This is a genomic window from Comamonas sp. BIGb0124, assembly GCF_003752175.1.
GTDB lineage: Bacteria > Pseudomonadota > Gammaproteobacteria > Burkholderiales > Burkholderiaceae_C > Comamonas_F.
In genome coordinates, this window is record NZ_RJVF01000015.1 from 151284 (window position 1) to 172548 (window position 21265).

Annotated in this window: 18 protein-coding genes; 10 read left to right on the forward strand and 8 right to left on the reverse strand. The window is 68.4% G+C overall.

Going from position 1 to position 21265, the window contains the following annotated elements:
- Positions 1-110 precede the first annotated feature (110 nt).
- From EC845_RS20365 to EC845_RS20395, 7 genes are all read left to right on the forward strand, one after another.
- A complete protein-coding gene (locus tag EC845_RS20365) occupies positions 111-1250 on the forward strand; it encodes an ABC transporter substrate-binding protein (RefSeq protein ID WP_123299976.1) in 1140 nt (379 codons plus the stop codon).
- 138 nt (positions 1251-1388) lie between these two features.
- Positions 1389-2426 (forward strand): branched-chain amino acid ABC transporter permease, encoded by a 1038-nt coding sequence (locus EC845_RS20370; RefSeq protein WP_123299977.1) that lies wholly within the window; start codon positions 1389-1391, stop codon positions 2424-2426.
- Between the two features lie 66 nt (positions 2427-2492).
- Complete coding sequence (locus EC845_RS20375; protein WP_123299978.1) at positions 2493-4373, forward strand: ATP-binding cassette domain-containing protein; 1881 nt, start codon at positions 2493-2495, stop codon at positions 4371-4373.
- 77 nt (positions 4374-4450) lie between these two features.
- The gene (locus EC845_RS20380; protein ID WP_123299979.1) at positions 4451-5590 is read left to right on the forward strand and encodes a porin; all 1140 of its coding nucleotides are present in this window, start codon (positions 4451-4453) and stop codon (positions 5588-5590) included.
- 29 nt (positions 5591-5619) lie between these two features.
- Entirely contained in the window at positions 5620-6390 is a 771-nt protein-coding gene (locus EC845_RS20385; protein ID WP_123299980.1) for an ABC transporter ATP-binding protein, read from the forward strand.
- A 39-nt stretch (positions 6391-6429) separates the two neighbouring features.
- The gene (locus EC845_RS20390) at positions 6430-8238 is read left to right on the forward strand and encodes an acyl-CoA dehydrogenase family protein (RefSeq protein ID WP_123299981.1); all 1809 of its coding nucleotides are present in this window, start codon (positions 6430-6432) and stop codon (positions 8236-8238) included.
- Positions 8239-8246: 8 nt separating this feature from the next.
- Complete coding sequence (locus tag EC845_RS20395; RefSeq protein WP_123300201.1) at positions 8247-8744, forward strand: MarR family winged helix-turn-helix transcriptional regulator; 498 nt, start codon at positions 8247-8249, stop codon at positions 8742-8744.
- A 30-nt stretch (positions 8745-8774) separates the two neighbouring features.
- Here EC845_RS20395 and EC845_RS20400 read toward each other — a convergent pair whose 3' ends face one another.
- The 8 genes from EC845_RS20400 to EC845_RS20435 form a co-directional block, all read right to left on the reverse strand.
- The gene (locus tag EC845_RS20400) at positions 8775-10220 is read right to left on the reverse strand and encodes a histidine kinase dimerization/phospho-acceptor domain-containing protein (protein ID WP_123299982.1); all 1446 of its coding nucleotides are present in this window, start codon (positions 10218-10220) and stop codon (positions 8775-8777) included.
- Positions 10217-10948: a response regulator gene (locus tag EC845_RS20405; protein ID WP_123299983.1), complete on the reverse strand. Its 732-nt coding sequence runs from the start codon at positions 10946-10948 to the stop codon at positions 10217-10219. Before EC845_RS20405 ends, EC845_RS20400 begins: the two co-directional genes overlap by 4 nt.
- A 10-nt stretch (positions 10949-10958) precedes the next feature.
- Complete coding sequence (locus EC845_RS20410) at positions 10959-11735, reverse strand: ABC transporter ATP-binding protein (RefSeq protein ID WP_123299984.1); 777 nt, start codon at positions 11733-11735, stop codon at positions 10959-10961.
- On the reverse strand, positions 11732-13402 hold the full coding sequence (locus EC845_RS20415) for an iron ABC transporter permease (protein ID WP_123299985.1): 1671 nt from the start codon (positions 13400-13402) through the stop codon (positions 11732-11734). The genes EC845_RS20410 and EC845_RS20415 overlap by 4 nt, the downstream gene beginning before the upstream one ends.
- Positions 13403-13494: 92 nt before the next feature.
- A complete protein-coding gene (locus tag EC845_RS20420; RefSeq protein ID WP_123299986.1) occupies positions 13495-14544 on the reverse strand; it encodes a Fe(3+) ABC transporter substrate-binding protein in 1050 nt (349 codons plus the stop codon).
- A gap of 236 nt (positions 14545-14780) precedes the next feature.
- Positions 14781-15350, reverse strand: coding sequence for a dCTP deaminase (gene dcd, locus EC845_RS20425; RefSeq protein WP_123299987.1), 570 nt, complete (start codon positions 15348-15350; stop codon positions 14781-14783).
- A gap of 67 nt (positions 15351-15417) precedes the next feature.
- Positions 15418-16686, reverse strand: coding sequence for a guanine deaminase (gene guaD, locus EC845_RS20430; protein ID WP_123299988.1), 1269 nt, complete (start codon positions 16684-16686; stop codon positions 15418-15420).
- Between the two features lie 59 nt (positions 16687-16745).
- Positions 16746-17636, reverse strand: coding sequence for a DUF3014 domain-containing protein (locus EC845_RS20435; RefSeq protein ID WP_123299989.1), 891 nt, complete (start codon positions 17634-17636; stop codon positions 16746-16748).
- Between the two features lie 122 nt (positions 17637-17758).
- Here EC845_RS20435 and dapC point away from each other — a divergent pair, with 122 nt between their 5' ends.
- From dapC to dapE, 3 genes are all read left to right on the forward strand, one after another.
- Positions 17759-18985: a succinyldiaminopimelate transaminase gene (gene dapC / locus EC845_RS20440; RefSeq protein WP_123299990.1), complete on the forward strand. Its 1227-nt coding sequence runs from the start codon at positions 17759-17761 to the stop codon at positions 18983-18985.
- Positions 18986-19049: 64 nt separating this feature from the next.
- A complete protein-coding gene (gene dapD / locus EC845_RS20445; protein WP_123299991.1) occupies positions 19050-19874 on the forward strand; it encodes a 2,3,4,5-tetrahydropyridine-2,6-dicarboxylate N-succinyltransferase in 825 nt (274 codons plus the stop codon).
- A gap of 223 nt (positions 19875-20097) precedes the next feature.
- Positions 20098-21249 carry a succinyl-diaminopimelate desuccinylase gene (gene dapE / locus EC845_RS20450; protein ID WP_123299992.1) on the forward strand — a complete coding sequence of 384 codons (1152 nt, stop codon included), beginning with the start codon at positions 20098-20100 and terminating at the stop codon, positions 21247-21249.
- Positions 21250-21265: the final 16 nt, after the last annotated feature.

The following is a 21265-nucleotide window of genomic DNA, read 5'->3' on the forward strand; positions in this document are numbered from 1 at the left end:
GATGAAGGAAATCATGAAAGTCTGCTCATCAAGGGTTTTCACGCCTGCATCGTTCGCTTCATTTAATTACCATCAATAAACAAATAAGACCACCACACAGGAGACAGGACATGATCGACAAGGCAACCCGCATCGCACTGGCATGCGCTCTGGCGACCGCCGCCGCAGCGGCTCGAGCCGACATCACCATCGGCGTGGTGCTGCCCTTGACCGGACCGACCTCGGCGCTGGGCATTCCGGTCAACAACGGCTTCAAGCTCTGGCCCGACCAGATCGCCGGCCAGAAGATCCGCATCGTCACGCTCGACGATGCGACCGATCCCACCACCGCCGTGCGCAACACCCGGCGACTCGTCACCGAAGAAAAGGCCGACCTCATCATCGGCTCGGCGGCCACGCCGGTGGCCGTCGCCATGGCCGATGTGGCCGCCGAATCGGGCACCGTGCAGTTCGCCATGTCGCCCATCCCCCTCGCACAGGGCAAGGACAAATGGTCCTTCCGCCTGGCCCATTCATCCGGTCTGATGGCCCATGCCGTCATCGACCACATGAAAAAGCAGGGCATCAAGACCGTCGGTTTCCTGGGTTATACCGATGCCTACGGCGAGACCTGGCTCAAGGATTTTTCCGAACAGGCGCCCAAGGCCGGCATCCAGCTGGTCGCCACCGAACGTTTCCAGCGCACCGACACCGGCGTCACCGGCCAGGCCCTCAAGCTGGCGGCCGCCCGCCCTGATGCCATCCTGATCGTGGCCTCGGGTTCAGGTGCCGCGATGCCGCACCGCGCCATCGTCGAGCGGGGCTACAAGGGCAAGATCTACCAGACCCACGCCGCAGCCTCGCAAGACCTGATGCGCGTCGGCGGCAAGGACGTCGAAGGCGCTTATGTCGTCTCCGGTCCGGCGCTGGTGGCCGAGCAACTGCCGGCCGACAATCCCTCCAAGGCTGCCGCCATGGACTACGTCCAGGGCTATGAAAAGCTGTTCGGCCCGGGCAGCCGCAACCAGTTCAGCGCTCACACCTACGACGCGCTGCTGGTGCTCCAGCAGGCCGTGCCCGTGGCCCTGAAGAAAGCCCAGCCGGGCACGCCCGAGTTCCGCGCCGCACTGCGCGATGCGCTCGAAGCCGACAAGCCCGTGCAGGCCTCGCAGGGCGTGCTGGCGTACAAGCCCGACGACCACTGGGGCTTCACCCCGCAGAGCCCGGTGGTGCTGAAGGTGGTCAACGGCGCCTGGCAACTCGAGCGCTGATCCGCACCGCCGTCCAACGGCCACACGGCCGCAGGACCCTGCGGCCCTCCGACCCTCCCGATCCTCCCCACATGCGCGGCCCCAGCGGGCCGGTGCAGGGGGCCGCCTGTTTCCCTGCTTGACTGAACCTGCCAGAACATGGACTCCACCATTGCCAGCATCCTGCTTGTCGACGGCCTGACCAACGGAGCGATCTACGCGCTGCTGGGCATGACCACGGTGCTGCTGTTCGCCGTCACGCGTGTCATCTTCATCCCCCAGGGTGAGCTGGTGGCGTTCGGCGCTCTCACCGTGGGCATGCTGCAACTGGGCCAGGTCCCGGGCACGGTGTGGTTCCTGCTGCTGATGGCGGGTGCCGCCTGCATCCTCGATGCCTGGGCCGACTGGCGCACCGGAAAAGCGCTCTCGGCGCTGCTGACCCGGGCCGTGCGCACCCTGGCGTTTCCCGTCGCGATCAGCCTGCTGGTCGTCTGGCTGGCACCGCACAAGCCGCCGCTGCTGGTACAGGCACTGCTGACGCTGGCGCTGGTGACGCCTTTCGGCCCGCTCATCTACCGGCTCGGCTACCAGAGCCTCGCCGACGCCAGCACGCTGGTGCTGCTCATCGTCTCGGTCGGCGTGCACTTCGCGCTCATGGGACTGGGCCTGTACTTCTTCGGCGCGGAAGGCTATCGCAACCCCAGCTTCTGGGATGCACGGTTCGATCTCGGTCCGGTCACGCTGTCGGGGCAGATGCTGATCATCGGCCTGGCCACGGCTGCACTGATCGGCCTGCTGTGGCTGTTCTTCGAGCGCACGCTGCGCGGCAAGGCCCTGCGCGCCACCGCCGTCAACCGGCTGGGTGCCCGCCTGATGGGCGTCTCGACCGAAGCCGCCGGCCGCCTCTCGTTCGCCATGGCCGCCTTCATCGGCGCGCTCTCGGGCCTGCTCATCGGCCCGACCACCACGGTGTTCTACGACAGCGGCTTCCTCATCGGCCTCAAGGGTTTTGTCGCCGCCGTGTTCGGCGGCCTCTCGAGTTATCCGCTGGCCCTGGTCGGCGCCTTGCTGGTCGGGGTGATCGAGTCCTTCAGCTCGTTCTGGGCCAGTGCCTTCAAGGAGGTCTTTGTCTTCACCTTCATCCTGCCCGTGCTGATGTGGCGCTCCCTGCGCGAGCCCCATCACGACGAAGACTGATACCCGCACGCACCCTCATCCTGATCGCCGCCCTCTCGCGCCCTTTCACGCCATCCACGGACTGCCATGCCCCGCCCTGACTCCTCCAGCCCGCTTCCCGCCGCCGCAGTGGCCGCCGCAGCCGCACCCCGGCCAGCCCCGCCGGCCCGATCCGACGCGCAGTCGCCGGCCAGCGCCCGATGGCCGGCACGCCGCCTGTGCGTCTGGGCCTTCGTCGCGACCATCGCGCTGTTGCCGTTGCTGCCCGTGCCGGCGTTCTGGATCACTCAGCTCAACTACATCGGCCTGTACGCCCTGCCCGCCATGGGCCTGGTGCTGCTGACCGGCGTCGGCGGTTTCACATCCTTCGGCCAGGCGGCTTTCGTGGGCATCGGGGCCTACACCACGGCCTATCTGTCGACGGCGCTCGGCCTCTCGCCCTGGCTCAACCTGTTCGTCGGGCTGGCACTGACCTGCGCCAGCGCGCTGGTGCTGGGCTGGATCACGCTGCGCATGAGCGGCCACTACCTGCCGCTGGCCACCATCGCCTGGTGCCTGGCCCTCAACTACACCATGGCCAACATGGAGTGGCTGGGCAAGTTCGACGGCATCCTGGGCGTGCCCGCCTTGCAGTTCGCCGGCATCGACTTCACGCAGGACTCCCGCATCTACTACGTGATCTGGGCACTCGCCTTGCTGTGCGCCTTTGCGCTGATCAACCTGCTCGATTCGCGCACAGGCCGCGCCATCCGTGCACTCAAGGGCGGTGTGACGATGGCCGAAGCCATGGGCATCTCCACCTTCCGCTACAAGGTCCAGATCTTCGTCATCGCAGCCCTGTTCGCGGGCATCTCGGGCTGGCTCTTCGCGCACTTCCAGCGCACCGTGAACCCCTCCCCCTTCGGCATCAAGTTCGGCATCGAATACCTGTTCATGGCCGTCGCCGGCGGCGTGGGCTCGGTGTGGGGCGCCTTCGCCGGGGCCGCGCTCGTCAAGCTGGCCGAAGACCAGTTGCAGGTGCTGCTGCCCCGGCTGCTGGGCACCAACGGCAGTTTCGAGATCGTGTTCTTCGGCGTGCTGCTGGTGCTCATCCTCAAGTACATGCCGCAGGGCGTGCTGCCCTGGGCCAGCTCGCGGTTGACCAGTCCGGCACGTACACGCGACTGGCAGGACGCACAGCCCCTGCCTGCACGCCAAAGACCCGCGCGCGGCCAGCCGCTGCTCGAGGTGCGCGCGATCCGCAAGCAGTTCGGCGGACTGGTGGCCGTCAACGACATCGGCTTCGACATCCGCGCCGGCGAGATCGTCGGCCTCATCGGGCCCAACGGCGCGGGCAAGTCCACCACCTTCAATCTCATCTCGGGCGTGCTCTCCAAAAGCGGCGGGCAGGTGCGCCTGAGCGGCCGCGACGTCACGCACCTGCGTTCGCGGCAGATCGCGCGACTGGGCCTCTCCCGCACCTTCCAGCACGTCAAGATGATGGCCGAGATGACGGTGCTGGAAAACGTCGCGCTCGGCGCCTACATGCGCAGCCGCAGCGGCGCGGTGTCGGCCATGCTGCGCCTGGACCGCGCGGAAGAGCGCCGCATCTACGCCGAGGCCGAGCGGCAGCTCCAGCGCATCGGCATGGCCGACCACATGCACGAGCTCGCCGGCAACCTCGCGCTCGGTCCGCAGCGGCTCATGGAGATCGCACGCGCCCTGTGCACCGACCCCGACCTGCTGCTGCTCGACGAGCCCGCAGCCGGCCTGCGCCACCAGGAAAAACAGGCCCTCCTGCAGGTGCTGCGCCAACTGCGCAGCGAAGGCATGAGCCTGCTGCTGGTCGAGCACGACATGGATTTCGTGATGAAGCTCACCGACCGCATCGTGGTCATGGAGTTCGGCACACACCTGATGGAGGGCACCCCGGCCGAAGTCCAGGCCAGTCCCGCCGTGCGCGCGGCCTACCTCGGCACCGAGCACTGACCGCCCCGCACAGCCCCCATGCGCAGCCGGCCGCCCGCCGGCAAGGCACCACAAGAGCAACGAGGAGACAACCCATCATGCGAAGCACCGTCATCGCCCCTTCCATCCCTGTTCCCCGCGCATCCCAGGCCGCGCTGGCCGGCCTCGCGCTCGCGGCGCTGGCCGCATCGCCGGCCCAGGCCCAGAGCAACGTGCAGATCTACGGCCTGATGGATGTCGGCGTCGAATACCTCAGCCGCATCGAGGGCAACCAGCCGAGCGTGCGCATGCCGACCGTCACCGGCGGGCAGATGGCCTCGCGGCTGGGCTTCCGCGGCACCGAAGACCTGGGCAACGGACTCAAGGCCATCTTCGTGCTCGAGAACGGCTTCTCGCCCGCCAAGGGCACCACCCAGCAGGGCGGCCGGCTGTTCGGGCGGCAGAGTTTCCTGGGCCTTTCCGGCGACTGGGGCACGGTGGCTTTCGGCCGGCAGTACCTCATGAGCTACTACGTGCTGCAAGGCGCCGACACCATCGGGCCGGCCGTCTTTGGACTCGGCTCGCTCAATGCCTACATCCCCAACCCGCGCGCCGACAACACCGTCACCTACCGGGCCACCTTCGGCAACTGGACAGTGGGCGCCGCCTACTCGATGGGCCGCGACGGCACCGCGCCCTCCAATTGCCCCGGAGAAAACGATGCCGGCGCCTGCTCGGCCATCTCGGCCCTGCTCAAGTACGACACACCGAGCTGGGGTCTCGCACTCGGCCACGACCGCCTCAAGGGCGGCGCCGGCGCGGGCTTCTACGGCCAGCCCAGCGGCCTGACCGTCACGGCAGGCAGCCGCGACACGCACACGATGCTGGCCGGCTACGTCAAGCTGGGCGACACCAAACTCGGCGCCGGCTGGATCCACCGCAAGATCGAAGCCGCTCCCGACGGCTACCGCAGCGACCAGACCTTCATCGCCATCAACCAGCCGCTGACGCAGGCCATCAGCATCGACGCCATCTACACCCGCCTGGATGCCAAGCGCGACAACTCCGACGCCCAGCTCGCCTCGGTGCGCGTGAACTACAACTTCAGCAAACGCACGGCCGTCTATGCACTGGCCGGCCGCGTGCTCAACGACTCGGCCGTGGGCTACAGCGTCTCGGGCGGAACCGCCGCGCCGGCCTCGCCAGGCCTGGGCAAGGGGCAGACCGGCCTCATGGTCGGCATGCGCCACACCTTCTGATCCGCTCCTCGCCGCCAAGGACACATCGCATGAGCTCCTCGCCCCTTTCCTCCCGCACCGCCGATTCCACCCCTCTGCTGCAGGTCCGCGATCTGCACGCCGGCTACGGCCGCGCCGAAGTGCTGCACGGCCTGTCGCTGCAGGCCGAACCCGGCAGCGTGGTCACGGTGATCGGACCGAACGGGGCGGGCAAGTCGACGCTGCTCGGCGCCCTCATGGGCGTGCTGCCTTCGCGCGGCGAGCTGCTCTACCAAGGGCAGTCCATCGCCGGCCTGACGCTCGAGCAGCGCGTCGAACGCGGCATCGCGCTGGTGCCCGAAACCCGGGCGCTGTTCGGCAGCATGAGCATCGAGGACAACCTGCGCCTGGGCAGCTACCGCCTGCGCGGCGCGCTCTGGGCGCCCCGCGCCATCGGCGCCGATCTCGACGAGGTCTACGGGCTCTTTCCCCGGCTCCTCGAACGGCGCCGGCAGACCGCGGGCACCCTGTCCGGCGGCGAACGGCAGATGCTGGCCATCGGCCGGGCCCTGATGGGCAAGCCCAGCCTGCTGATGCTGGACGAACCCAGCCTGGGTCTGGCGCCGCTCATCGTGCGCGAGATCTTCGCCATCATCGACCGGCTGCGCGCCACGGGCGTCACCATCCTGCTGGTCGAACAGAACGCGCGTGCAGCCCTCGAAGTCGCCGACCACGGCTACGTGCTCGAAACCGGCGACATCGCCCTGCACGGCCCCGCCCGCCAACTCGCGGGCGACCCCCGCGTGATCGACACCTACCTCGGCGCCATGGCCCAGGCCTGAACGCCGACTGCGCCCGCCCCCATCGACAAGGACTTTTCCATGTGGAGCTACGAGCCGCCCCTGCGTGACATGCAATTCGTGATCGAGGACCTGCTCGACGCACCGGCGCAGTGGGCCCGGACGCCCGGTTGGCAGGACCTCGACGCCGACACCGCCCGGCAGATCCTGGCGCAGGCCGGCGAACTCGCGAGCGGCGTGCTCGCCCCCCTCAATGCCGTCGGCGACAGCCAGGGCTGCGAGTGGAGCGCGGGCGAGGTGCGCACGCCCGCCGGCTTCGCCCAGGCCTACCGCACCTATTGCGACGGAGGCTGGCCCGGCCTGGCCTGCGTGCCCGAGCACGGCGGGCAGGGCCTGCCGCAACTGCTGAACGTCGCGCTGCACGAGATGCTCAACAGCGCCAACCCTGGCTGGACCATGTACCCCGGCCTGGCCCACGGCGCCTACGAATGCCTGCACGCCCATGCCAGCGCCGAAGTGCAGGACATGGTGCTGGCCCGTATCGTCAGCGGCGAATGGCTGGCCACCATGTGCCTGACCGAAGCCGGCGCGGGCAGCGATCTCGGCCAGGTGCGCACCCGCGCCCGGCCCGTCGCCGATGTCGCATCCGGGGCACGGGCACACATCGCCGGCAGCAAGATCTTCATCTCGGGCGGGGAACACGATCTCACGCCCAACATCGTCCACCTGGTGCTCGCCCGCCTGCCCGATGCGCCTCCGGGCAGCAAGGGCCTGAGCCTCTTCATGGTGCCCAAGATCCTGCCCGACGGCAGCCGCAACGCCGTGCGCTGCGACGGCATCGAGAAAAAAATGGGCATCAAGGGCAGCGCCACCTGCGTGCTGACCTTCGAGGATGCACTGGGCTGGCGGGTCGGCGAGGCTCACGGCGGCCTGGCCGCCATGTTCGTCATGATGAACGCCTCGCGGCTGCATGTCGGCCTGCAGGGGCTGGGGCATCTCGAGGCAGCCGGTCAGAACGCGCTGCGTTATGCCCGCGAACGCCACCAGTCACGTGCCGCGCACCCGCCGCCCGGCTACCGGCGGCCACCCGGCGGTGCCGATCCGATCGTGCTGCATCCGGCCATGCGGCGCACCCTCTGGACCCTCAAGGCGCAAGCCGAAGGCCTGCGCGTCATCGCCCTCTGGACAGCCCTTGGCCTGGACGAAGCGACCTGTCATCCGCAAGCCGAAGAACGCAGCCGCGCCCAGGCCCGCGTCTCGCTGCTCACGCCCATCGTCAAGGCCTTCATGACCCACCTCGGCCACCTCGGCGCCGATCAGGCGCTTCAGGTGTGGGGCGGCCACGGCTACATGCACGAATACGGCATCGAACAGGCCGTGCGCGACAGCCGCATCGCGATGATCTACGAGGGCAGCAACGAGATCCAGGCCATCGATCTGCTGCAGCGCAAAGTGCTGCCCGGTCTGACGGGCAAGCCGGGCTCCGGCAGCGCCTGGCCGGAACTGATCGGCACGCTGCTGCACGAGGCCGGGCTCGCCGGTGCCCGCCCGGCGCTCGCGGCCGCTGCCCGCCAACTGGCCGAGCGCACCCGGGCGCTCGACGAAGCCGCATACGCGCTGGCCGGCGCATCCCTCGCCGACCCCGAACGCCCGCTGCGCGTGGCCGACGACTTCCTGCATGCCACCGGCCATCTGCTGCTGGCATGGGCCTGGCTCCGGAGCGCCCGCGTGGCCGCCGAACGCATCGCCGCCGGCGCGGACGACGACGGCTGGCATGCCGCCAAGGCGGAAACCGCCGGTTTTGGGCTGGACCACCTGGCCCTGCAGTTCGACGCCCATCTCACCCGTGTGATGCAGGCACCTGCCCTGCCGTGGCTGCCCGCCTTATGATCGGGCGCATGCGCACACCCACGACCGACCCTGAAAAGACCGACGCGGACAAATCGACCCCGGCGCTCGACGAAAGCCGCCTGCAGCATGTGCTGGGCTATCTGCTGGCCATCGCCGACGTCCCTTCGCGCAAGACGTTCTTCAAGTACATCGGCAAACCGCTGTCGCTGAGGCCGGTCGAGTTCTCCATGCTCACGCTGATCGCGGGCAACACCGACGTCACGCAGAAACAGCTGTCGCAGGCACTGGCCATCCCCGCGCCCAACGTCACCATCATGCTCGACCGCCTCGAGCAACGCGAGATCCTGGTGCGCGAACGCAGCGAGACCGACCGCCGCTCGCAATACATCCGTCTCACCCCCGCAGGCCGCACCCTGGCCGACAAGGCCCATGCGATTTCCCTGCGCATGGAAGAGGACTCCATCCTCAAGCACCTCAGCACAGGCGAACGCACCATGTTGCGCGAGCTGCTCTACAAGGTCGCACGCACGCCCTGGAAGGCCTGAGGCCAACCGACCGACCGAGGAACCGGGACATCAGCCCATGGCCAGGCCCCGTCCGCCCGGCGGGCGGTTCATGCTCAGGGCCCCCGGGAGCTCCAGCCCGATCGCGTTGCCGCTGTCTTCGCCCCGGGCAAACACCTGCCCCCCGTGCATCCGGGCCACCGCCTGCACGATGGCCAGGCCCAGGCCGTGCCGATGGCCCGGCAGTCCCGGCCGCGCGCCCGTGCGGTAGAACCGCTCGAACAGGCGGGCACACACCGGCGGCGCCAGCGGCTCGCCGGGGCTGTAGACCCACAGGCGCACGCGCCCGGGCTGCGCCTGAAGATGCACGGACACCCGGCCCGGCCCCCGCCCGTAAGCCGCCGCGTTGGTCAGCAGATTGACCAGGGCACGCTGAACCAGCGCCGCATTGCAGACCGCACTGGCGTCGCCCTCGAGCCGGACTTCCAGCCTCGCCTCGTCGAACAACGAACTGCAGTACTCGATGGCGTTGGCCGCCAGCGCCCCCAGTTCCACACGCTGCAGGTCGCGGGCCCGCTCGCCCTGTTCGGCCCGGGCCAGGAACAGCATGTCGTTGACCAGCGCCTTGAGCCGTTCCAGTTCCTCGAGGTTGGATTCCAGTGCCTCGCGCAGTGCCTGCGGACTGTGCGGGCTCGACAGGATCAGCTCGGTGCCGGCGATCAGCACGCTCAGCGGCGAACGCAGCTCATGCGCCACATCGGCGCTGAACCCCTCCATCTGGCGCACGGCCTGCGCCAGATACAGCGACTTGCCGTTGAAGGCATCGATCAGATCGCGCAGTTCCACATCCACCCCATGGGGCGCGAGCGGTTCGCCTTCGGGCTGCAGGCGGGCTTGCCGCGACAGCACGGCGACGGGCCGCAGGCTGCGGCCGACCACCGCCCAGGCCAGCCACGCACACAGAGCCGTACCGGCCGCCAGCAGGGCCAGCAGTTCGCGGCGGTACCAGCGCAACTGGCGCTCGCGTGCATCGGCCGGCAGCGCCACCCGCAGCCAGGCCCGAGGCCGGGCCGCCAGGGACAGCGGCATGTCCACGGCGTCGAACGCCCGGCCATTCGCGTCGAGCTGCCTGTGCACCGAGGGACCACCGGAACCGGCCAGAGCCGCAGTGCCCGGCACCGACTCGGCCGCCGCCGGCGGATCGACGAACGCCGCCTGCAGTTCGGGGTAAGCCACCCGCAGCGTCGCAACGGCCCGGTCGAGCTGCGCCTGCTCCGCTGCCGCACCAGCACCAGCACCAGCACCAGCATCCATCTGCGCGGCCGGCAGCGGCCCTTCGGCGAGCCGACCGCGCAGCACCAGCGCCGCACGTTGCAGCAGGGCCTCGTCGGCCTGGACCAGACGGTTCTCGTACCCCATCGCCAGCGCCAGGCCGGTCAGCGCCAGCACCGCTGCGGCCACGCCGGTCACGCCCCAGGCCAGCCGCCGGTGCAGCGACGGTGCGCCCGTCCGGTTCACGCCGACGGTCCCGCGGCGTGCGGCGGCTCGTCGGCGGGCAGTTCGGCCGCGCGCTCTTCCAGCACATAACCGCGGCCCCGCACCGTGTGCAGGATCCTGGTTGCAAACGGCGCATCCAGCTTGAGCCGCAGGCGCCGCATGGCCACCTCGATCACGTTGACCTCGCTGTCGGCCTGAATGTTCCAGAGCCGCTCTGCGATCGCGGTGCGCGACAGCACCACCCCCTGGTGCTGCAGCAGCAGCCTCAGCAGCGCACACTCCTGCGCCGTGAGCGCGATCTCGCGCCCCTCGCGGTAGGCCCTGCGCCGCACCGGGTCGAGCCGGATATCGATCTCGCCGGCGGCTGCAACCCCGTCGGCGCCGGTCCGGCCCTGGCGGCGCAGCAGCGCATGCACCCGTGCCGCCAGCTCCGAGAACGAAAAAGGCTTCACCAGATAATCGTCGGCGCCGCTGTGCAGGCCGCGCACCCGGTCGCCCACGCTGTCGCGGGCCGTGAGCATCAGCACCGGCATCTGGCGCTGCGCACGCAACCGTGCCAGCAGTACAAAGCCGTCGATGTCGGGCAGCATGACATCCAGCACCACCAGGTCGTAGACCCGTTCGAGTGCCAGCGCCAGACCCGCCTCGCCGGTGTGAGCCACATCCACGACGTAACCGCCCGCCTCGGCCAGGCCGCGCTGCAGATAGAGCGCCAGCTTGATTTCATCGTCGACGACCAGAATACGCATGATGAGCGGACTATAGACGCCGGTTCTGCGCCGCGGCCCGTCGTTCGTTCAGGCTCTCGCGCCGCACGAAATCCGCCACCGCATCGTCACGGGGATGGTGATGCAGGTTGTAAGGCGAATCCCATTGCAGCAAACGCCCGGCGGCCATCACGCCGATGCGGTCGGCGATCGCAAACGCCTCGGCCTGATTGTGCGTGACCAGAATGGCCGTATGCCCGCTCGAGCGCAAGATGTCGCGCACCTCGAAAGCCAGGTGTTCGCGGGTATCCACATCGAGGTTGGAAAACGGCTCGTCGAGCAGCAGCACATCCGGCTCGGGTGCCAGGGCCCGCGCCAGCGCCACGCGCTGCTGCTGGCCGCCGGACAGCTCGTGCGGGTAACTGTCGCCGGCCTCGGCCAGACCGACCATGTCGAGCATCTGCGCGACCTGCATCGCGCTGGCCTGGCGCGGCTGGCGGCGCAACCCGAAGCCGACGTTCTGCGCCACGGTCAAGTGCGGGAACAGCGCGTAGTCCTGAAACATCATGCCCACCTGCCGCCGCTCGGGTGGGCAGTGCACGTGGGCCGACGACAGCACCGTCCCACCCAGCGAGACCTGCCCACGCCGCACCGGCTCGAAGCCGGCAATGGCCCGCAGCACCGTCGACTTGCCGCAGCCCGAGGCCCCCAGCAGGCTGCCGATCTGCCCCTTGGCCAGTCCCAGCGTGAAATCGCGCACCACCTCGCGCACGCCCCGCGGCGTGTCGTAGGCCAGTGCCAAGTTGTCCAGAGCCAGCCAATCGCTCATCCCTGACTTCCCATCCTCAAGTTGGTCCTTGCCAGCAGGATCACCGGCAACAGTCCGGCCAGCACGATCGCCAGCGCAGCCACCGCACCTTCCTCGTACGTCCCGCGCGCGGCCTCGGCGTACAGCCAGGTCGACAAGGTGTCGAAATTCAGCGGCCGCAGCAACAGCGTGGCCGGCAGTTCCTTCATGGTATCGACAAACACCAGCAAGGCCGCCGCCGCGATCGCCGGCCGCAGCAGCGGCAGATGGACCCGGCGCAGCGTGCCGCCCGCCGTCTCGCCCAGCAGCCGCGAGGCCTGCTCGAGCGAGGCCGGTATGCGTGTGAGACCCGCTTCGACCGCGCCCACCGGAATCGCGAGGAACCGGATGAAGTAGGCACAGACCAGCGCCGTGGTCGACCCCATCACGATCAGCCCCACGCTGTCGACCCAGGCATGCAGCAGGCGGTCGACCGCCAGCAGCGGCGCCAGCATGCCGATCGCCAGCACGGTGCCCGGCACCGCATAGCCCAGGCTGCCGATGCGCGAGAACCAGCGGGCAGGCCCCGGCCTTTCGCTTTCCACATAACGCCGGGCGGCCCAGGCCAGCAACAGCCCGCCCAGCACCGTCACCACCGTTGCGGCCAGCGACACCGTCAGGGTGTTGACCAGCCCGGCTATCAGGTGCTCGGACACGCCCCGGACCCGATGCAGGCGTTTCCAGCTCTCGGCCACCAGGTAGGCCGTGGGCGCGGCAAAACCGATGACCACCGGCAGCAGACCCAGGCCCAGTGCCAGCCAGGCCCTGCCGCCGCGCAGCAGCCGCGGGCTCATCGGACGCATGCGCTGGGTATTGGCGAACCGCTGGCGACGGCGGCCATGCCGCTCCAGCAGGATGAGCCCCACGGCCAGCGCCATCATGGTCAGCGCGATCTGGGCTGCACCGCCCAGATCGGAACGCGTCACCCAGGTCGTATACACCGCCACCGTCAGGGTCTGCACACCCAGGAACTCCGAGGCGCCGATGTCGTTGAGCGTCTCCAGCAGAGCCAGGCTCAGCCCGACCGCAATGGCCGGCCGCGCCATCGGCAGCACCACCCTGCGGAACACCTCGAAACGGCCTGCGCCCAGCGTGCGCGCGGCTTCGAGCAGACTGGCCGCCTGGCTCATGAACATCACCCGTGTGCTGAGATACACATAGGGATACAGCACAAAACCCAGCACGAAGATCGCTCCCGGCAGGGAACGCAGATCCGGCAGCCGGAAATCGCGCGGTCCGTCGTAGCCCAGCACGGCGCGCAATGCCGTCTGGATCGGGCCGATGGGATGCAGCAGATCGAGGTAAGCGAACGCCACGATGTAGGTCGGCACGGCCATGGGCAGCAGCAGGGCCCAGGTCAGCCACGAACGCCCCGGAAAGTCGTAGGCCGTCACGAGCCAGGCCGTCCCGGTGCCCAGCAGCGTGACCACCAGCCCGACGCCCAGCAGCAGCCAGGCGGTATTGGCCAGAGCCTGCGGCAGCACATAGTCGACCAGATGCGCCCAGTGCGCGACGTCCGCGCCCAACGCATGCAGCGCAAGCGAAACCAGAGGCGCCAGCACCACCAGCGCGGCCAGCGCAGCGCCCACCATCAAGGGCGCACTGCGGGCCGCCCGGGCGGCTGGACTGAGCAGGACAAATCGAGTCATGGAAGCCCGAGCGCGAGGCCCGGAGAAAAGACACATGGCAAAGCGGCCTGCGCAGGCCGCCTTGCCGTATCGAGATGCACCGGCCGGTGCGTTCAGTGGTCGAAGCCGACCTTGTCGATCAGTTCGCTCGCCTGCTTGCGATGCCTGGCGATCTCGGTCACCGGCAGCGGATCGACCACCAGCGGCCCCATCGCCACCAGCACCGGGTCAAGCGCCACGCCCGCACGGATCGGGTATTCGTAGTTGGCACGCGCGTACAGCGCCTGAGCGGGCTCCGAGACCAGGAACTCCAGCAGCTTCACGGCATTGCCGGCGTGCGGGGCATGACGCGCCACCGCCGCACCGGACACATTCACATGCGTGCCCTTGCTGGCACTCTTGGCAAACGTCGGCCGGATGGCCTTGATCGCATCGCCCCACTTGCGGCTGTCGGTGCCGGGCTGCGCGTTCTTCATCTGGCCCACGTAATAGGCATTGGCAATGCCGATGTCGCAGATGCCGCCCAGAATGTCCCGGGCCACATCGCGGTCGCCGCCTGCCGCCTTGCGCGCCAGGTTGGCCTTGACGCCACGCAGCCAGGTCTCGGCTGCGGCGGCGCCGTCATGGGCGATCTTGGCGGCCACCAGCGCCGTGTTGTAAGGATGCTGGCCCGAGCGGATGCACACCTTGCCCTTCCATTTCGGATCGGCCAGGTCTTCGTAGGTGAAATTGTCGATCGCCAGGTCTTTTTCGGCATAGAGCACCCGGTCGCGCAGCGACAGCGCGAACCACTGGCCACCCGGATCCCGCAGATTCGCCGGCAGCGTCTGCTCCAGCACCGCCGACTTCACCGGCTGCGTCACGCCGCCATCCACCAGGTCGACCAGGTTGCCGATGTCCACCGTCATCAGCACATCGGCGGGCGAACGCGCACCCTCGGCCCGGACCCGCTCGAGCAGGCCGTCCTTGACGAACACCGTGTTCACCTTGATGCCGCTGTCCCGGGTGAAGGCGTCCAGCATGGGCTGGATCAGTGCCGGTTCACGTGTGGTGTAGAGGCTGACCTGCGGGTCGTTGGCCTGCACGGCCCCGGTACCGAAAACCAGGGCCAGCGCCGCACCGCCACGCGCAAGAAAAGGCCAGGACAGAAGGAGTTTTTTCATGGATGAACCGCTCAAGTGGAAAAGAACGAGAAGCTTTTTGAATTCTATTTAATGATGCGGATCATTCTTGATTCTCCGTTTCCCGGCGGGGCCTACTGACGGTGTTCTGTCATCTTGCCTTTCGCACCACCGCGGGGCACCCATGTCCGTGTCGCCCAACAAAAAGGGCCTGCACATCGGCAGGCCCTCGTTCTGGTCATCGCAGCACCCGGGGGTGCCTCGAAAGCGAGAAAACCTCAGGTCTTGGGCAGGGTCACGCCGTGCTGGCCCTGGTACTTGCCGCCGCGGTCCTTGTAGCTGGTCTCGCACACCTCGTCGCTCTCGAAGAACAGCACCTGCGCACAACCCTCGCCCGCGTAGATCTTGGCCGGCAGGGGCGTGGTGTTGCTGAACTCCAGCGTCACGTAGCCTTCCCACTCGGGCTCGAAAGGGGTGACGTTGACGATGATGCCGCAGCGCGCATAGGTGCTCTTGCCCAGGCAGATCGTGAGCACGTTGCGCGGAATGCGGAAGTACTCGACCGTGCGCGCCAGGGCAAAGCTGTTGGGCGGGATGATGCAGGCATCGCCCTCGAAATCGACAAAGCTCTTTTCGTCGAAATTCTTCGGGTCGACCACCGTGCTGTGGATGTTGGTGAAGATCTTGAATTCGCGCGCGCAGCGAATGTCGTAGCCATAGCTGCTGGTGCCGTAGCTCACGATCCGGCCGCCCGACGCGTCGGTGCGGATCTGGCCGGGTTCGAAGGGCTCGATCATGCCTTCGCTTTCCGCCATGCGGCGTATCCACTTGTCGCTCTTGATGCTCATCTCGGGGTTCCTGTAACAGTCGCCCATTTTAAGCGCCCGGCGTGCCCTGCCCGCCCGAGACGCGGCATCAGGCCTGCGCGACCACCGCCCGCTCGACCAGCCGGTCGTCGCCCAGCACGATCATGGCGAACAGCAACTCGTCGAGATGGCTCGCCTGCCCCGTACGGCGCGCCAGCAACGGCGTGGCTTGCGGGTCCAGCACCAGAAAGTCGGCCTCGCAGCCCACGGCCAGGTTGCCCACCACGCCCTCGAGGCCCAGCGCCTGGGCCGCGCCGGCCGTGTGCTGCCACCACAGCGCGCCCGGGCTCAGGCTGACGCCGGCCTTGGTCAGGCCCTCGCGGCCGGCATAGTAGGCCGCCAGCATGGTGTGGAAGGGGCTGAAGCTGGTGCCGCCGCCCACATCGCTGGCCAACCCGTGCAGAAACGGCACCCGCGCCAGCGCGTCGTAGTCGAAGAAACCGCTGCCCAGGAACAGGTTGCTGGTCGGGCAGATCGCCGCCGCCGTGCGCGTGTCGCGCATCAGGGCCCGATCGGTGTCGTCGAAGTGAATGCAGTGCGCATACACCGCGCGCTCGCGCATCAGCCCGAACCGGTCGTAGACGTCCAGGTAGCTGCGCGCCTGAGGGAACAGCTCGGCGACCCAGCGCACCTCGGCCAGGTTCTCCGCCACATGCGACTGGATCCAGACATCCGGATACTGGCGCGCCAGCTCGCCCGCGCCGGCCAGTTGCGCATCCGTGCTGGTCGGGGCAAAACGCGGCGTGATGGCGTACCCCAGCCGGCCACGCCCATGCCAACGCTGGATAAGTTCTTCGCTCTCGCGCAGCCCCTGTTCGGTCTGGTCGGCCACGCCTTCGGGGCAGAAACGGTCCTGCAGACACTTTCCGGTCATCAGCCGCATGCCGCGCGCCTCGGCCAGCGAAAACAGCGCATCCACCGAAGCGGCATGCGAGGTCGAGAACACCAAGGCGCTGGTCACGCCGTTGCGCAGCAGTTCCTCGATGAAGAAGTCCGCACTCTCGGCCGCATGCTGGGCATCCGAAAAACGGCTCTCATGCGGAAACGTGTAGTTCTCCAGCCAGGGCAGCAGGCCGTCTGCCGGAGAACCGATCACATCGGTCTGCGGATAGTGGATGTGCATGTCGACGAAACCCGGTGCCAGCAGGCGTCCCGGCAGGTGCTCGACCGGCACGTTCGCATGGCGCTCCCGAAGGGCCTGCCAGGACCCGACGTCGGCAATGCGGCCGTCGTCGCCCACGACCAGCAGGCCGTCGCTGTCGTGCAGAGCTTGGCGGTTGTCGTCGAAACGGAGCAGTGCGGCGCGATAGGCTTTCATGGGCCGGAACTTTAGCGCAGCGCCGGCGGGCCGTCATACAGCCGGCCTTATAACGCCCATCAGGGCCGGGGCGGTGCGCTGGCGGTGACGGCCGCACGCCATTCGCGCAGCTTGGCCTTGAGGGCCGTCCGATTGGCGGTCCCCATGCGCAGCAGCGTCTTCTGGCCGGCCGACAGGTTCTCCAGGCGCGGATCGGCGAACTCGTAACGCACCCAGGGCCGCTGGGGCGAGTTGCTCTCGACGGCGGCATTGATGGGCGGCAGCACCACGGCCAGGGGGCCGGTGGGCTCCGGTGTCGCCAGCAGGTGGTCGATCACCTGCACCAGCCTGTCGTTGAAGTAGCGGCCGGGATAACCCAGGTCTTCGTAAGCGGCCTGGAACAGGGGATAGGCGCTCCGGTAGATCGTCAGCGCCAATCCGGTGTCGACCGCACTCAGGGCACGCACCAGGGGTTCGTAGCGCTGGGCATTGGCGTCGGCCAGCACGCTGCGGCCCTCGCTTGGGTCGACCATCAGTTGGCCTGGCGTGGGCGCGACGGGCCAGATCAGCGGCGCGACATGTTTGCTCGGCAGGTTGTCGACCGTCGCCACCACGCGGCGGGCAAAATCGTCGAGCTGCAGCCAGCCCAGCAGGGGCGAGCGGCCCAGCAACTGAGCCATCTGCGACTCGAACCAGCGCTGCGCGGCACGCGGATCGGCCAGCGCATCGCCGGGCGGGGCCGCCACGGTCGGGCCGGGTGCCGGCTGTTCGACGGGAAACTGGGGCGCTGCGGGCAAGGTCGGCGGCGGCATCGCTGCATCGGGCACGGCCGGAGCGGGCGTGGACGCCACGGCAGGCACGGGCGGGGCCGGTTCGGCGCGCATGAAGCGCCAGTAATACCAGCCGCCCAGCACCAGCGCCACCAGGACGACGGCCACCCACCAGTGGCCGGAAGACTCTTTTCTGCGCATGGGAATCAAAACTCCTAGGACTGCCAAGCGACACAGTCTATGCCACCCGGCTCGATGGCGACAGTGCACACGCGCCGGCCGGGCCGGCAGCCCGCTTCGCCACAGGGGATAATCCCCCACCTATGAACCCCCTGCTGGACACCCTCCATCCCTATCCCTTCGAACGCCTGCGGGCCCTGTTCGACGGGGTCACGCCCAACGCCGACTACACGCCCATCAGCTTGGGCATCGGCGAACCGAAGCACGCCACGCCCCCGTTCATCCTCAAGGCGCTGGCCGACAACGGCGCGGCACTTGCGGCCTATCCCGCCACGGCGGGCAGCCCGGCCCTGCGGCAAGCGTTTGCGGGCTGGCTGCAGCGACGCTATGGAATTGCGATCGACGGTGCAAGCCAGACACTGCCCGTCACCGGTTCGCGCGAGGCGCTGTTCGCCTTCGCCCAGGCCATCGTCGACCCGACGGCGCGCCAGGGCGGCGAGCCGCCGGTGGTGCTCTGCCCCAACCCCTTCTACCAGATCTACGAAGGCGCGGCCCTGCTCGCCGGCGCACAGCCGCACTACGTGCCGAGCGATCCGGCCCGGAACTTCGCCGTCGACTGGTCGAGCGTGCCGGAAGACGTCTGGGCACGCACCCAACTGGTCTTTGTCTGCTCGCCCGGCAATCCGACGGGGGCCGTCATGCCGCTGCCCGAATGGGAACAGCTGTTTGCCCTGAGCGACCGCTACGGCTTTGTCATCGCCTCCGACGAGTGCTACAGCGAAATCTACTTCCGCGACGAGCCGCCCCTGGGTGGACTCGAGGCCGCGGCGCGGCTGGGCCGGACGGGTTTCCAGCGCCTGGTGGCCTTCACCAGCCTGTCCAAGCGCAGCAACGTGCCGGGACTGCGCAGCGGTTTCGTGGCCGGCGATGCAGAGATCCTGCGCAAATTCCTGCTCTATCGCACCTACCACGGCTGCGCCATGAGCGGCATGGTGCAGCAGGCCAGCATCGCGGCCTGGGGCGACGAACGGCACGTCGAGGACAACCGGGCGCTGTACCGCGAGAAATTCGCCGCCGTGACGCCTGTGCTGGCGCCTCACCTCGATGTCCGCCTGCCCGACGCCAGCTTCTACCTGTGGGCCGGCATCCCCGAAATCTGGGGCCGGGACGACGAATCGTTCGCCCGTGAGCTCTATGCCCAATACAATGTGACCGTTTTGCCCGGCAGCTACCTGGCCCGCACGGCCGGCGGCACGAACCCCGGCGCAGGGCGCGTGCGCATGGCGCTGGTCGCGCAAACCGCCGAGTGCGTGGAGGCCGCCAGCCGCATCGCGCGTTTTGCCGCGCAACCGCGCACGGCCCAGTCCTGAGCCCGGCACCTTCCCGGCGCAGGCCCTCGTGGCTTGCACTTCCGTACTACTCTTTCGATCCGTCATGACTCAACAACTGCAAACCATCATCGAAAACGCCTGGGACAACCGCGCCCAGATCTCGCCGTCCACCGCCCCCAAGGAAGTGGCCGACGCGGTCGAGCACGTGCTGGGTGAACTCGATCGCGGCGCGCTGCGCGTGGCCACGCGGGAAGCCGTCGGCCAATGGACCGTCCACCAGTGGATCAAGAAGGCCGTGCTGCTGTCCTTCCGCCTGAAGGACAACGAATTCGTGCGCGCCGGCGACCTGTCCTTCTTCGACAAGGTGCCGACCAAGTTCTCCGACCTCGACGAAGCCAGCATGAAGGCCACCGGCGTGCGCGTGGTGCCGCCCGCCGTCGCCCGCCGCGGCAGCTTCCTGGCCAAGAACGTGATCCTCATGCCCTCGTACGTCAACATCGGCGCCTACGTCGATGAAGGCTCCATGGTCGACACCTGGGCCACAGTGGGCAGTTGCGCGCAGGTCGGCAAGAACGTGCACCTCTCCGGTGGCGTGGGTCTGGGCGGCGTGCTCGAACCCCTGCAGGCCAACCCCACCATCATCGAAGACAACTGCTTCATCGGCGCCCGCTCGGAAATCGTCGAAGGCGTCATCGTCGAAGAGAACTCGGTGATCTCCATGGGCGTCTACATCGGCCAGAGCACCCCCATCTACGACCGTGCCACCGGCGAGATCACGTACGGCCGCGTGCCTTCGGGCTCGGTGGTCATCAGCGGCAGCCTGCCCAAGAACGACGGCGCCTACAGCCTGTATGCCGCCATCATCGTCAAGCGCGTGGACGCACAGACCCGCGCCAAGACCAGCCTGAACGATCTGCTGCGCGCCTGAGCCCCGGCTCTCGCTCGCACAGCGTCCACTCCCGTGGACACAACCCCGGTGTCGTCCAGGCACCGGGCCGGCGCCCGTGGCGCACCGATGGGCCCTTCGTGGCCCATCCGCGTTCTGGGCGGCCGATCCGTCCGACCCTGTTTCCCATTGCCATCGGGCACGATCCGTTCTGCCCCGCGCTCCGCACGGCCCCACGCCATTCCCGACAGAAGCCCGCTTTGCCATGACTGCCACCCTCGCTCTCGCCCAAGACCTCATCGCCCGGCCCTCGGTCACGCCGCAGGACATGGGTTGCCAGGACATGCTGGCCCAGCGCCTGCAGGCTCTGGGATTCGTGTGCGAAACGCTGGAAAGCGGCCCGGACGATTTCCGCGTCACCAACCTGTGGGCCCGGCTCGACGGCAGCCTGGGCGCCGAGGCACGCACCTTTGTCTTCGCCGGCCATACCGACGTGGTGCCGACCGGTCCCGTCGAGCAGTGGGGCAGCCACCCGTTCAAGCCCACCGTGCGCGACGACCGGCTCTACGGCCGCGGTGCCAGCGACATGAAGACCTCGATTGCCGCCTTCGTGGTGGCCGTGGAAGAACTGCTGGCCGGAGGCGTACGGCCGCGCCACAACATCGCACTGCTCATCACCAGCGACGAGGAAGGCCCGGGACGCGACGGCACGGTCATCGTCTGCCAGGCGCTCAAGGCCCGTGGCGAACCGCTCGAATGGTGCGTGGTGGGCGAACCCACGGCCACGCAGCGCACCGGCGACACGATCAAGAACGGCCGCCGCGGCACCATGAGCGGACGCCTCACCGTCAAGGGCGTGCAGGGCCACATCGCCTACCCCCACCTCGCGCGCAACCCCATCCACCTGCTGGCCCCCGCGCTGGCCGAACTGGTGGCCATCCGCTGGGACGAAGGCAACGATTTTTTCCCGCCGACCAGTTGGCAGGTCTCCAACATCCACGGCGGCACGGGTGCCACCAACGTGATTCCCGGCGAAGTCGTGGTCGACTTCAACTTCCGCTTCTGCACCGAATCCACGCCCGAATCGCTGCAGCAGCGTGTGCACGAAACCCTGCACCGCCACCAGCTCGACTTCGACCTGCAGTGGACCCTGGGCGGCCTGCCCTTCCTCACGCCGCGTGGTGCGCTGGTCGACGCGCTCGAAAAGGCCATCGCCGACGAAACCGGCCTGGTCACCGAACTCTCGACCAGCGGCGGCACCAGCGACGGCCGATTCATCGCCCAGGTCTGCCCGCAGGTGGTCGAGTTCGGCCCGCCCAACGCCACCATCCACAAGATCGACGAACACATCGCGCTGGCCGACATCGAGCCGCTCAAGAACGTCTACCGCCGGCTCGTCGGCGCGCTCACCCTGTAAGCCCCTCTACCCCTGC

What these genes read in the sequence shown, in the direction of transcription:
- dapE (WP_123299992.1), top strand. Translation starts at nt 20,098, where the DNA reads ATGACTGCCACCCTCGCTCTCGCCCAAGACCTCATCGCCCGGCCCTCG.
- dcd (WP_123299987.1), bottom strand. Translation starts at nt 15,350, where the DNA reads ATGAGCATCAAGAGCGACAAGTGGATACGCCGCATGGCGGAAAGCGAA.
- EC845_RS20385 (WP_123299980.1), top strand. Translation starts at nt 5,620, where the DNA reads ATGAGCTCCTCGCCCCTTTCCTCCCGCACCGCCGATTCCACCCCTCTG.
- EC845_RS20380 (WP_123299979.1), top strand. Translation starts at nt 4,451, where the DNA reads ATGCGAAGCACCGTCATCGCCCCTTCCATCCCTGTTCCCCGCGCATCC.
- dapC (WP_123299990.1), top strand. Translation starts at nt 17,759, where the DNA reads ATGAACCCCCTGCTGGACACCCTCCATCCCTATCCCTTCGAACGCCTG.
- EC845_RS20410 (WP_123299984.1), bottom strand. Translation starts at nt 11,735, where the DNA reads ATGAGCGATTGGCTGGCTCTGGACAACTTGGCACTGGCCTACGACACG.
- EC845_RS20395 (WP_123300201.1), top strand. Translation starts at nt 8,247, where the DNA reads ATGCGCACACCCACGACCGACCCTGAAAAGACCGACGCGGACAAATCG.
- EC845_RS20420 (WP_123299986.1), bottom strand. Translation starts at nt 14,544, where the DNA reads ATGAAAAAACTCCTTCTGTCCTGGCCTTTTCTTGCGCGTGGCGGTGCG.
- EC845_RS20365 (WP_123299976.1), top strand. Translation starts at nt 111, where the DNA reads ATGATCGACAAGGCAACCCGCATCGCACTGGCATGCGCTCTGGCGACC.
- EC845_RS20370 (WP_123299977.1), top strand. Translation starts at nt 1,389, where the DNA reads ATGGACTCCACCATTGCCAGCATCCTGCTTGTCGACGGCCTGACCAAC.
- EC845_RS20415 (WP_123299985.1), bottom strand. Translation starts at nt 13,402, where the DNA reads ATGACTCGATTTGTCCTGCTCAGTCCAGCCGCCCGGGCGGCCCGCAGT.
- guaD (WP_123299988.1), bottom strand. Translation starts at nt 16,686, where the DNA reads ATGAAAGCCTATCGCGCCGCACTGCTCCGTTTCGACGACAACCGCCAA.
- EC845_RS20435 (WP_123299989.1), bottom strand. Translation starts at nt 17,636, where the DNA reads ATGCGCAGAAAAGAGTCTTCCGGCCACTGGTGGGTGGCCGTCGTCCTG.
- dapD (WP_123299991.1), top strand. Translation starts at nt 19,050, where the DNA reads ATGACTCAACAACTGCAAACCATCATCGAAAACGCCTGGGACAACCGC.
- EC845_RS20390 (WP_123299981.1), top strand. Translation starts at nt 6,430, where the DNA reads ATGTGGAGCTACGAGCCGCCCCTGCGTGACATGCAATTCGTGATCGAG.
- EC845_RS20405 (WP_123299983.1), bottom strand. Translation starts at nt 10,948, where the DNA reads ATGCGTATTCTGGTCGTCGACGATGAAATCAAGCTGGCGCTCTATCTG.
- EC845_RS20375 (WP_123299978.1), top strand. Translation starts at nt 2,493, where the DNA reads ATGCCCCGCCCTGACTCCTCCAGCCCGCTTCCCGCCGCCGCAGTGGCC.